Origin of the sequence: Rhodosalinus sp., assembly GCF_041685465.1 — a bacterium.
In the GTDB taxonomy this organism is placed as follows: domain Bacteria; phylum Pseudomonadota; class Alphaproteobacteria; order Rhodobacterales; family Rhodobacteraceae; genus Rhodosalinus.
The window spans coordinates 1-12042 of record NZ_JAWLFS010000073.1; the positions used below are offsets into that span (position 1 = coordinate 1).

Below are 12042 nucleotides of genomic sequence, written 5' to 3' on the forward strand. Positions count from 1 at the left end.
CGCCGGCATCTCCATCGAGGCGCCGCGCGCCTCCTCGTCGGGCAGCGCGAGCGCCGGGGTGGCCTGATCCTCCGGTGCCGGTCCGGGCAGCCGCACGGCGCGCATCCCGTCGATCTGTCCGAGCCGCACCGCCGTCACCGTCGGGCCACCGGGGGCGCGCAGCTCGACGGCGCCAAGGGCCGCGGAAGGTAGCGTCAGCCGCCGTCCGCGCGTCAGCGTGCCGACCTCCGCAAGGGGCATGCTGAGGCGATGGAGGATGGCCTGCAGTTCCACCGGCGCGGCGGCAGCCGCCGCGGCGAGATCGGCAGCGGGCGCCGGCGCGCGGTCCGCCACGGGCGGCGGCGGCTCGGGCAGCGCGAGCGCGATCTCACCGCGGCAGACACTGCCCGCAAGCTCCCCCGTCAGGCGGAAGAGGCGGAACACCGGTGCCTGAAGCGCAAGGGCGAGCGCGCGCAGACCATCGAGCCGGGCGCCGAATCGCAGGCCCTCGGTCCAGCCGGCGTCCGGCCCCTCCGCCAGTTCGCCGCGGGCGCGGTCGAGCATCCCCTCGACGAGCGGCGCGACGATCGCGGCATCCGTGTCGGTGCAGCGCCGCACCTCGGCCGGGGGATCGGTCACGCGGCCGGTCGTCTGATGCTGAACGAGCCCGGCGACGAGCGCCCCCCCGAGGACCGCCGCACCGGCCCGCCCATCCTTTCCTTCGAGGAGGAGCACGAGGCCCGTTTCGTCCAGCGCGGCGACGAGCCCCTCCTGATCCTGCATTTCCTCGGTCACGGAAGCCACGGAGAGCGCGAGGTGCAGCCGCCCCTGCGCCGCCCCCGCGAGCCCGCGGCGCAGCGCCCGCGCCGCCGAAGGCGTGCGCGCCTCCTGTTCGCGCCGCGTCGCGCCCGCCTTGCGTCGGAGCGCCGGATTCGCCCGCGACTCGCCCATCGCCTGCCCCGCATCGCCGTTCATGGGACGCGACCCTAGGCCGGCAGGGTTAACCGCACATTATTGCGCGGCGAGCGCCGCCGCGGCCGGCAGTCGCACGCGAAAGGCCGCCCCACCCTGCCCCGGAAGATAGGCGATGGTGCCGCCCAGGCGCGCCATGATCTCGCGGCAGATGGCGAGGCCGAGCCCGGCGCCGCCCGCGCCGTGCTCCCCGATGCGGGCGAATTTCTCGAAGATCAGCTCCTGCTGGTCGGTCGGGATGCCGCGGCCGTTGTCGATGAAATCCACCGTCACCCAGCCGCCCGCCTCGCCGGCGCGGATCGTGAGCTCGGGCGCCTCCGACTCGCAGTACTTGCGGACGTTCGACACGAGATTGATGAAGACCTGGCTCAGCCGGTCGAGATCCGTCGAAAGCGGTATGCGCTCGCTCGCCGGATCGCGCCGGAGGCCGAGCGCGGGACGGTCGCCGCCCGCCGCCGCGGTCGCCACCGCATGGTCGACCACGTCGCCGAGCGATCCGTCGCGGATGTTCAGGCTCACCTGCCCGTTTTCCAGCACGCTGAGGTCGAGCAGATCGTCGAGAAGGCGTGTCAGCCGGATCGCCTCGTCATGGATGATGCCCGCGTAACGCGCCTGCGCCGCGGGATCGAGGGGGGCGTCCTCCGCCCCCATGTCGCGCAGGATCTCGCTGAAGGCGCGGATGGAGGTCATCGGCGTGCGCAACTCGTGGCTGATCTGGCTGAGGAAGGCATCCTTCTGGACGGAAAGCTGCGTGAGCTTCTCGTTGGCCGCGCGGAGCTGGCGGGCGGTGCGGGTGAGCTCGGCCTGCTGCGCCTCGAGGCGGGACGAGTATTCCATGATCTGCGCCGTCTCGTCGGCCACGGCGAGCAGGTCCTGCACCGAGACCTGCGTGCCCCCGGCCATCTGGGCGAGCATCGCATGCGCCGCCGCCGCGCCGATGGAGCCGGCGAGCTCGCGCTCGAGCACCTCGAGGAAATCGGGCGTCGCCTCGGGAAGGTCGGCGGAGAGGCCCTGCCGCGCCGCCTCGCGCCGGAACAGCGCCTGCGCCTCCGCGGGGCCGAGGATGCGCTGGGCCATCATCATCAGGTCCTCGCTCTGCACCGCGCCGCCCTGCCAGCTGCGCGCGCCGCCGGGCGCGCCGAGGGCGCTGACGAACTGCGCCCCCTGCAGCCGCTCGAGCGGCGCGGGAAAGCTCGCCAGCGAGACGGCGAGAAAGAGCACCGTGTTGATCGACAGGCTCCAGAGAACGGAATGGATCAGCGGATCGAGCCCCTCGATCCCGAAGAGCGCGTAAGGCCGGAGCCAGGCGATGCCGAAGGGCCCCTCGGCCATCAGCGCGGCAGGCACCACCATGTCCGGCCCGAAGCTCGGCAGAAACAGCGTGTAAAGCCAGAGCGCGAAGCCGGCCGAGATGCCGGCCATCGCGCCGTTGCGCGTCGCGCCGCGCCAGAAGAGACCGCCGATCATGGCCGGCAGCACCTGCACGATCCCGGCGAAGGCGATGAGCCCGATCGACGCGAGCGCCGCGCCGCCGCCCGAAAGGCGGTAGTAGAGGTAACCGAGAAAGACCACGCCCACGATCGAGAGCCGCCGCGCGAGCAGCACCACGTGGCGCACGTCGCCCGACACGGTCGCGCCCCGCCGCCCGACACGAAGCCAGATCGGCATCACGATGTGGTTCGAGACCATGATCGAGAGCGCGATCGCGGCCACGACCACCATCGAGGTCGCCGCCGAGAAGCCGCCGAGAAAAGCCAGCAGCGCCAGCGCCTCCTGCCCGAAGGCGAGCGGCACGGTCAGCACGAAGAGGTCCGGGTTGGCGCCGTCGGGCAGCGTCTCCAGACCGACGACGGCGATCGGCACGACGAAGAGGCTGATCAGGAAGACGTAGAGCGGAAAGGCCCAGGAGGCCGTGCGCAGGTGCCGCTCGTCCTCCAGCTCGACGACCATCACCTGGAACATCCGCGGCAGGCAGAGAAAGGCCGCCGCGGCGAGGAACGTCAGCCCGGCCCAGCGCGCCCCGTCGATCCGCCAGGCCGCGAGGTCGGGGCTGGCGTCGAGGCGCGCGACGATCCCCTCCGCCCCGCCCGCGACGCCCCAGACCACGAAGGCGCCGACGGCGAGCAGCGCGAAGAGCTTGACCACCGCCTCGACCGCGATGGCCATGACGACGCCGTGGTGGCGCTCGTTCGCGTCGAGGTTGCGGGTGCCGAAGATCACCGTGAAGGCGGCGAGGCCCACGGCGACCCAGGTCGCGGTGACCGAGGGGGTGGCGGGCGCCGGCGCCGCCGGATCGGTCTGCGCGAAGGCCGCGACCGAGAGGGTCACCGACTGAAGCTGAAGCGCGATGTAGGGGGTCGTGCCCACGACCGCGAGCACGGTGACGGCCGCGGCGAGCACGTTGGACTTGCCGTAGCGCGAACTGATGAGATCGGCGATGGAGGTGATGCGCTGGGTCCGGCCGATGTGGACGAGACGGTTCAGCCCCCACCACCAGCCGACCATCACCAGCGTCGGGCCGAGGTAGATCGTCAGGAACTCGAGCCCCGAGCGCGCCGCGTAGCCGACCGCGCCGTAGAAGGTCCAGGCGGTACAGTAGATCGAGAGCGACAGCGTATAGACCCAGGGGCTGCGGAGCCACGCGCTGCGCCCGGCGGCGGCGGCACGCTCGGCCGCGAAGGCCACGGCGAAGAGAAAGGCGACGTAGCCGAGGCAGATCGCGGCGAGGAGGTTGAGCGAGACCATCGCGCGCGCCCCCGCGGCTCAGCCGGTGTCCCGCGGCGGCTCCGACCGGCGCCGCCCGGCGCCGTCGTCCCCGCGCGCGATGTCGTCGGCATGCGCGAAGCGCCGCGCGATCAGGAAGGCCGAAAGGATCAGGAAGGCCCAGACCGCGAAGATGAAGAGCAGCGTCCCGGCGGTGCCGACGCTCGCCGTCTCTTCGCCGCGCCAGAGCAGCGGCAGCCCGAAGAGCGCCGCACCCAGCACCGGCAGGAGCCTCGCGGCGTCCTTGAGCCGGCGCGAGCGGTACGCGTCGCGCGAGACGAAGACAGGCCGGCGCGGCGCGCTCATGGCCCGGCCATCTCGCGCACCGCGGCGAGCACGTCGGCGTTGGAAAACGGCTTCGTCATGTAGCGCGAGGCGCCGGCGAGCTCGGCCGTCTCGCGGTCCTTGGCCTGCCCGCGCGCAGTCAGCATCAGCACGGGCAGCGCCGCGAGATCGTCCGCCCCGCGAAGCTCGCGCAGCACCTCGAACCCGGACCGGCCCGGCAGCATGACGTCGAGGATCACGAGATCGGGTCGCTGCGTGCGAACCGCCTCCACCGCGGTCGCGCCGTCGGCGTGGGTGTCCACCCGCCAGCCGTCCCGGTGCAGGATGAAGCGGATCGCCTCCACGATGTTCGGCTCATCCTCGATGACGAGGACCTGCTTGGTCATGGCGGCTGTCTCCTCCCCCTTGCGGGGCCTCCCAACCCCGCAATCTCAGGATGTCGATGTTAACACCATTCCCCACGGGAAAGTCAAAAGCCTGTGGCGAGGATCGAGGGCTCGCGCCGCGCCGGGCACGCCGCGCGCGGGCAGATCCGGCAGGTCACGCCGACCGCGAGCGGCGCGGGCGCCGCCTCGGCCTCCGGGTCCGGCAGAACGAGCATCTGCGCCTGCATCAAGGGCGGCCCGTCGAACCCGGTCAGCGCCGCCGGCCCCGCGACGGCGAAGGCGCGGACAGGCCGCCCCTCGTCGCCGGCCTGCACGAGGCGCCGCGCTACCGGCTGGCCCGGCCGGGCCAGCGCCTCGAAAAGCGGCCAGAGCGCGCAGCCCCCGCCGAAGGGCGGCAGCGGGAAGGCATCGAGCGGCTTGCGGAAGGTGAGCGCGCCCGCCCCGTCGCAGACGGCGAGACCCACGCGCGTCGGCAGCACATCGGGCGGCAAGGCGGCAAGACGCCGCATCGCGCATGAGAGATCGGCGCCCGCCGTGCGGGCGAGCGCGACCGGATCGGGGCCGTGGTCGGCCACCACGCGGGCGGCGAGGTCGAGCGGAATGGCCGCCGCGTCGTCCGCGTAGCGTCGCAGCAGGCGCGCCGCGATGCTGCGCGCGGCCTCCGACGTGAGCTTTTCGGGGTCGAGCGCGACCTCGGGGTCGGCGCCCGGGCGCTCCAGTTCGGGGAAGTGGAACCCGCGCGCGGCGAAGAAGGCCTCGATCTCCTCCTGCGGCGAGGTGAGCGAGCGTCGCGCGTCGGCAGCGCTGTCGAGGTAGGTCACCAGCGCCTGCGCCCCCTCGGCGAGCCGCCGGCTGTCCTCGTCGAGGTTGCGGTGGAAGCGGTCCTGCCACTCGGGTTCCAGCGCGTCGGTGCCGGCGAGGATCGCCGCGGTCGAGCGGATCGCGGTGACCGTCGAGAGCACCTCGTGCAGCGAGGCGGCGAGATGCGGGTCGTGGGCGAGCCGGTCGGTCAGCGTCTCGACCGTGTCCTCGAGCGCGTCGATGCGCCGGCGCGCCTCGGCCAGAAGCTCCGCCCAGCCGGGGAAGCGGCCCGCGAACTCCTCCACGCGGTCGAGTTCGGCACCGGTGCCGGGCTGCGCGGCCACCGCCTCGCGCAGCCGCGCCAGCAGCGCCGCCTCGGCGCCCTCGGAGAGCAGCGAGGGTTCCACCTCCAGCGCCTCGGCGATCCGCACGAGGAGCTTGCCGCCGATTCTGCGGCGGTTGTGCTCGATCAGGTTCAGATAGGACGCCGAGATCCCGGCACGCCGCGCGAGATCGGCCTGCCGCAGCCCGGCAAGGGCGCGGCGTTCGCGGATGCGGCTGCCGACCAGCGTGTCGCGGGACATTGCGGAAAATCCTTGACGCTCAGGCGCTTTCTGCGCTGCCGAATAATCTTTTTACAAAGTATACCACCGCATTGTGCATTTGTTGACAAAAAAATCGTGCGCAGAAAGCTGCTTGTTGCGCATTTTACTTTGCGTCCCGCATACTTCCCTTTGCACATGGTGCGCCCCGCGGCCGGAGAGGAGCCGTCCGCCGGGGTCAATCTCGGGAGGTTTACATGACAAAATTCGACATCACGCGCCGCGGCGTGCTGAAGACCGGTGCCGTGGCCGGCGCCGGCGTGGCACTCCCCACGATCTTTACCAGGCGCGCGCATGCCTACACCAACGAGCCCACCGGCGACACGGTGACGCTCGGCTTCAACGTGCCGCAATCGGGCCCCTACGCGGACGAGGGCGCGGACGAGTTGCGCGCCTACGAGCTCGCCGTCGAGCACCTGAACGGCGAGGGCGACGGCGGGATGCTGAACACCTTCACCTACAAGGACGGCACCAGGACCGAGCTCTCGGGCAACGGCATCCTCGGCAAGAAGGTCGACTACGTCACCGGCGACACGCAGACGAAGTCCGACGCGGCGCGCGCCTCGGCGCGTTCGATGATCGAGAAGGACGGCGCGGTGATGATCACCGGCGGCTCCTCCTCGGGCGTCGCTGTGGCGGTGCAGGCGCTCTGCCAGGAGGCGGGCGTGATCTTCATGTCGGGCCTCACGCACTCCAACGACACCACCGGCAAGGACCGGCGCGCCAACGGCTTCCGCCACTTCTTCAACTCCTACATGTCGGGCGCCGCGCTCGCGCCGGTGCTGGCAAACGAGTATGGCACCGACCGCAAGGCCTATCACCTGACGGCGGACTACAACTGGGGCTATACAACCGAGGAGGCGATCCGCGAATCCACCGAGGCGATCGGCTGGGAGACGGTGGAGACGGTACTCACGCCGCTGGGCGCCGGGGATTTCTCCTCCTACATCACGCCGGTCCTCCAGTCGGGTGCGGATACGCTCATCCTGAACCACTACGGCGGCGACATGGTGAACTCGCTCACCAACGCCGTTCAGTTCGGGCTGCGCGAGGCCACCGCGAACGGCAAGGACTTCCAGATCGTCGTGCCGCTCTTCTCGCGCCTGATGGCACGCGGCGCGGGCGAGAACATCAAGGGCATCTTCGGCTCGACCAACTGGCACTGGTCGCTCTCCGACGAGGCGAGCCAGACCTTCACCCGCTCCTTCGGCGAGAAATACGGCTTCCCGCCCTCTCAGGCGGCGCACACCTGCTACGTGCAGACGCTGCTCTACGCCGACGCGGTCGAGCGCGCGGGCAGCTTCGAGCCCTGCGCGGTGGTCGAGGCGCTCGAGGATTTCGAGTTCGACGGCCTCGGCAACGGCCCGACGCTCTACCGCGGCGCGGATCACCAGGCGTTCAAGGACGTGCTGGTGGTGAAGGGCAAGGAGAACCCGGACAGCGAGTTCGACCTTCTCGAAGTCGTCGAGATCACGCCGGTCGAGCAGGTCACCTATCCGCACGATCACCCGCAGTTCGCGGGCGGTTCGCTCGGCAGCTGCAACAACGGGTCCTGACGGGGCCTCGACCCTGCGCGCCGTCCCCGGACCGGGGGCGGCGCCTGTCAAAGAAGCGGAGGCGCGGGCATGGACGCCATCATCCTGCAGATCCTGAACGGGCTCGACAAGGGCTCGGCCTATGCGCTGATCGCGCTGGGACTGACGCTGATCTTCGGCACGCTCGGGGTGGTCAACTTCGCCCACGGCGCGCTCTTCATGCTCGGCGCCTTCGTCGCCGTCACGGTGAACCGGGTGCTGACGCTGTCGTTCACGACGGTGGACGAGACGCGCACCGACTTCCTCGGCAATCCCGCGAAGATCGAGACCACCTATGCCGAGACATGGTTCGGCCCTGCGGTCGGCGGCTGGATGATCGAGTGGGCGGTGCCGCTCGCCATCCTGGTCGCCATCCCGGTCATGGCGCTGATCGGCCTCGTGATGGAACGCGGTCTGATCAAGCACTTCTACAAGCGCCCGCATGCCGACCAGATCCTCGTGACCTTCGGCCTCGCCATCGTGCTGCAGGAGATCATCAAGTTCTACTACGGCGCGAACCCGATCCCGACGCCCGCACCGGACGCCTTCAGGGGCTCCTTCGACTTCGGGGTGCTGCTCGGTTTCGATCCGATGACGATCATCTATCCCTACTGGCGGCTGGTCTACTTCCTTTTCGCCATGGTGGTCATCGGCGCGGTCTTCGCCTTCCTGCAGTTCACGACCTTCGGCATGGTGGTGCGCGCGGGCATGGCCGACCGCGAGACGGTGGGCCTGCTGGGCATCAACATCGACCGGCGCTTCACCATCATGTTCGCCATCGCGGCGATCGTGGCGGGGCTTGCGGGCGTGATGTACACGCCGATCCTTTCGCCCAACTACCACATGGGGATGGATTTCCTCGTGCTGAGCTTCGTGGTGGTCGTGGTGGGCGGCATGGGCAGCCTGCCGGGCGCGGTGCTCGCCGGCTTCCTGCTCGGCATCCTGCAGAGCTTCGCCTCGATGTCCGAGGTGACCGCCATCCTGCCCGGCATCAACCAGATCATCATCTATCTGGTCGCCATCGTCGTTCTGCTCACCCGCCCGCGCGGCCTCATGGGCCGCAAGGGCGTCATGGAGGAGTGAGCCCATGCTCGGACTCGACCGCAAGGACCTGACGCTGTTTCTCGTCGTCGTCGCGCTGGCGCTCTTCGCGCCCGTCCTGCTCAATCCCTTCCCGGCGGACTCGGGCCTCGCGCAGTTCAACGCGGGCTACCCGGACCTGATGCAGCGCTTCGTGATCTTCGGGATCTTCGCCATCGGCTTCAACATCCTCTTCGGGCTCACGGGCTACCTGAGCTTCGGGCACGCCGCCTTCCTCGGCGTGGGCTCCTACGCGGGCGTCTGGATGATGAAGCTGCTGACGATGAACGTGATCCCGGCGATCATCATCTCGATGCTCTTCGCGGGTGTCCTGTCGCTGCTGATCGGCTGGATCTCGCTGCGCCGGTCGGGGATCTACTTCTCGATCCTGACGCTCGCCTTCGCGCAGATGTGCTATGCGCTGGCCTATTCGGTGCTCACCCCGATCACCGGCGGCGAGACGGGGCTGCAACTGTCGCTCAGCGATCCGCGCATCATCGGCGAGCAGGCGACCCTCAACGGCAACATCCCGGCGCCGCATCTCTTCGGGCTCGAGATGAACGACACCACGCGGCTCTTCATCGGCGACTGGGTCTTCACCCTCAGCACGGGTTACTACTTCGCGGCCGCGCTCATGCTCGTCTCCTTCTACCTCGCCATCCGGCTCTTCCGCTCGCCCTTCGGCATGATGCTGCGCGCGGTGAAGTCGAACCAGCAGCGGATGAACTACACCGGCCTCAACTCCAAGCCCTACGCGCTCGCCGCTTTCGTGATCTCGGGGATGTACGCGGGGCTCGCCGGCGGGCTCATGGTCTCGATGGACCCGCTGGCGGGCGCGGAGCGGATGATCTGGACCGCCTCCGGCGAGGTGGTGCTGATGACCATCCTCGGCGGCGCCGGCACGCTGATCGGCCCGGTCCTCGGCGCGGGGCTCATCAAGTATCTCGAGAACATCCTCTCGAAGATCAACAAGGGCGTGCTGGAACAGTGGTTCGCCGTCATGCCCGACGGGATCGACAGTTTCCTCGTGACGATCGTCTATCCCTTCGTCGGCAAGGGCTGGCACCTGACGCTCGGCATCATCTTCATGCTGGTCGTGATCTTCCTGCCCGGCGGCCTCGTCGAGGGGGCGCAGCGTATCGGCAAACTCTTCCGGCGCGAGCGCAAGCCGGCGGCGCCGGACGATCCCGAGCATCACCCGAAGTCCCAGCCCCACGTGGGCGAATGAGGAGGGCCTGAGATGGGCATTCTCGAAGTCAAGGACGTCAACAAGAACTTCGGCGGGCTCCGGGCGCTGTCGGACGTGACCCTCTCGGTGGCCGAAGGTTCGGTGCACGCGATCATCGGGCCGAACGGGGCGGGCAAGTCGACGCTGCTGAACTGCCTCGTCGGCAAGCTGATCCCCGACACCGGCTCGGTGATGTTCGACGGGCAGAGCGTGCTCGGCCGCAAGCCGCACGAGATCAACCAGATGGGGATTTCCCGGGTGTTCCAGACACCGGAGATCTTCGGCGATCTCACGGTGTTCGAGAACGTGATGATCCCCTGTTTCGCCTCCCGCGACGGCGCCTTCCGCATGCACGCCTACGAGCACATGATGCAGGAGGCCGACGTCGTGGAAACGGCCGAGCGGATGCTTTCGGACGTGAAGATGCTGGAGAAGCGGCACGCGCATGCCGCCTCCCTGTCACGCGGGGACAAGCGGCGGCTGGAAATGGCGATGTGCCTCGTGCAGAAGCCCCGCTTGCTGCTGCTGGACGAGCCGACCGCCGGCATGAGCCGGGCCGACACCAACAACACCATCGACCTGCTCAAGGAGATCCGCGACACGCGCGACATCACCATGGCGATCATCGAGCACGACATGCACGTCGTGTTCAGCCTCGCGCAGCGCATCACGGTGCTCGCGCAGGGCACGCCGCTGGTCGAGGACACGCCGGATGTGATCAAGGGCCACCCCAAGGTCCGCGAGGCCTATCTGGGCGAGGCCGCGTGAGGCGATGAGGTGCATCTGTCGCAAGCAGCGCTGCGGGGCCTGCGCCATCTCGCCGGGCAGTTGCATCAGGACGTGGACCTGATGCCGGGCGGGCTCGCGCAAGCGGTGCAGGACGCGGGCCGGGAGATGCCGGCCGGCGATCGGCTGGCCCTTCTGCACACCATTCGCCGCGCGATCGGGGACGACGCCGTGAGCGCGCTGCGCAATCCCCTCCGCCGCGCCGGCGCGGAGGTGTTCCCCCGGCCCGGTCGCGAAGGCGCATTCTGGACAGAGGTCGCCGCCGGCCTCGCCGCCTGCCAAACTCCCGGCTCGAAAGGAGCGTCCCGATGAACGTCAAGCCCGATTTCTCGAAACACGCGAACATGGCCGAGACGGCGCCTGCCTTCCTCTCGGTCTGGGACATGCACGCCTATTACGGCGAAAGCTACATCGTGCAGGGCATCAGCTTCAACGTGCACGAGGGCGAGATCCTGGCCCTGCTCGGGCGCAACGGCGCGGGCAAGACCACCACGCTGCGGTCCATCGCGCGGCTCGGCGACCCGCAGGTGACACACGGCGAGATCTGGCTCGACCACCAGCCGCTGCACCGGATGAAGAGCCACGAGGCGGCGACGACGGGCGGCCTCGGCCTGGTGCCCGAGGACCGGCGCATCATCTCGGGCCTGACGGTGGAGGAAAACCTCAAGCTCGCGCAGATCGCGCCGCCCGTGGGCTGGTCGCTGGAGCGGCTCTACGAGCTCTTCCCGCGCCTCGGCGAACGGCGCAAGCAGGACGGCGTGACCCTCTCGGGCGGGGAGCAGCAGATGCTCTCGATCGCGCGGGCGCTGGCGCGCGACATCAAGCTCCTGCTGCTCGACGAGCCCTACGAGGGCCTCGCGCCGGTGATCGTCGACGAGATCGAGAAGACGCTGCACACCGTCAAGGCACAGGGCATGACGACGATCCTCGTCGAGCAGAACGCGGTGCGCGCGCTGCAACTCGCGGACCGGGCCGTGATTCTTGACACGGGAAGCATCGTGTTCGACGGTAGCGCTGCGGAGGTGCTCGGAAACGAGCAGTTGCGCGCCGAGTATCTGGCCATCTAGGCGACTGGAGGCCGGGTCGCCCGCCCCCTTTCTGGCTGCTTGCGGGGGCGGGCTCGAGGCCCCGGGCGACGAGGGAGGAGTGCCATGACCACCACGCATCCGCCGTCGGCGGAGACGGTTGCGCGCGCGCATGTGGACGCGGCGGCCTATGAGCGGATGTATGCGGAGAGCGTCTCGGACCCCGACGGGTTCTGGGCGCGGGAGGCGGGGCGGCTCGACTGGATGCGCGCGCCGGAGACGATCCGCAACGTCTCCTTCGACTTCGGCGCTGTCGACATCCGCTGGTTCGAGGACGGCACGCTGAACGTGGCGGCCAACTGCATCGACCGGCATCTGCCCGCGCGCGCCGGGCAGACGGCGATCCTCTGGGAGCCGGACGACCCCTCCGAGCCCGCGCGCCACATCACCTACGCCGAGCTTCACCGCGAGGTGGGGCGCATGGCCAACGTGCTGAAAAACCTCGGGATCGGCCGCGGCGACCGCGTCGTGATCTACCTGCCGATGATCCCCGAGGCGGCC

General features: G+C 69.7%; 12 protein-coding genes. 7 read left to right on the forward strand and 5 right to left on the reverse strand.

Translation table 11 applies throughout. The annotated features are described in order from the left end of the window. From ACESL7_RS06785 to ACESL7_RS06805, 5 genes are all read right to left on the reverse strand, one after another. Positions 1–954: FliM/FliN family flagellar motor switch protein (locus ACESL7_RS06785; protein ID WP_372892559.1), on the reverse strand; the 954-nt coding region annotated here is incomplete at its 3' end. 36 nt (positions 955–990) lie between these two features. Beyond that, positions 991–3696: an ATP-binding protein gene (locus ACESL7_RS06790; RefSeq protein WP_372892560.1), complete on the reverse strand. Its 2706-nt coding sequence runs from the start codon at positions 3694–3696 to the stop codon at positions 991–993. 18 nt (positions 3697–3714) lie between these two features. Then, complete coding sequence (locus tag ACESL7_RS06795) at positions 3715–4020, reverse strand: hypothetical protein (protein WP_372892561.1); 306 nt, start codon at positions 4018–4020, stop codon at positions 3715–3717. Beyond that, entirely contained in the window at positions 4017–4385 is a 369-nt protein-coding gene (locus ACESL7_RS06800) for a response regulator transcription factor (protein ID WP_372892562.1), read from the reverse strand. The genes ACESL7_RS06795 and ACESL7_RS06800 overlap by 4 nt, the downstream gene beginning before the upstream one ends. 83 nt (positions 4386–4468) lie before the next feature. Next, entirely contained in the window at positions 4469–5770 is a 1302-nt protein-coding gene (locus ACESL7_RS06805) for a helix-turn-helix domain-containing protein (protein WP_372892563.1), read from the reverse strand. A 215-nt stretch (positions 5771–5985) separates the two neighbouring features. Here ACESL7_RS06805 and ACESL7_RS06810 point away from each other — a divergent pair, with 215 nt between their 5' ends. The 7 genes from ACESL7_RS06810 to ACESL7_RS06840 all read left to right on the forward strand — a co-directional run. Then, positions 5986–7344: a substrate-binding protein gene (locus ACESL7_RS06810; RefSeq protein WP_372892564.1), complete on the forward strand. Its 1359-nt coding sequence runs from the start codon at positions 5986–5988 to the stop codon at positions 7342–7344. A 69-nt stretch (positions 7345–7413) separates the two neighbouring features. Continuing rightward, positions 7414–8445, forward strand: coding sequence for a branched-chain amino acid ABC transporter permease (locus ACESL7_RS06815; protein WP_372892565.1), 1032 nt, complete (start codon positions 7414–7416; stop codon positions 8443–8445). 4 nt (positions 8446–8449) lie between these two features. Continuing rightward, a complete protein-coding gene (locus ACESL7_RS06820; RefSeq protein WP_372892566.1) occupies positions 8450–9670 on the forward strand; it encodes a branched-chain amino acid ABC transporter permease in 1221 nt (406 codons plus the stop codon). A 12-nt stretch (positions 9671–9682) separates the two neighbouring features. Continuing rightward, positions 9683–10438 (forward strand): ABC transporter ATP-binding protein, encoded by a 756-nt coding sequence (locus tag ACESL7_RS06825; protein ID WP_372892567.1) that lies wholly within the window; start codon positions 9683–9685, stop codon positions 10436–10438. Between the two features lie 9 nt (positions 10439–10447). Further along, entirely contained in the window at positions 10448–10768 is a 321-nt protein-coding gene (locus tag ACESL7_RS06830; protein ID WP_372892568.1) for a hypothetical protein, read from the forward strand. Then, positions 10765–11523 (forward strand): ABC transporter ATP-binding protein, encoded by a 759-nt coding sequence (locus tag ACESL7_RS06835; RefSeq protein WP_372892569.1) that lies wholly within the window; start codon positions 10765–10767, stop codon positions 11521–11523. The genes ACESL7_RS06830 and ACESL7_RS06835 overlap by 4 nt, the downstream gene beginning before the upstream one ends. Before the next feature lie 84 nt (positions 11524–11607). Next, positions 11608–12042: acetyl-coenzyme A synthetase N-terminal domain-containing protein (locus ACESL7_RS06840; protein WP_372892570.1), on the forward strand; the 435-nt coding region annotated here is incomplete at its 3' end.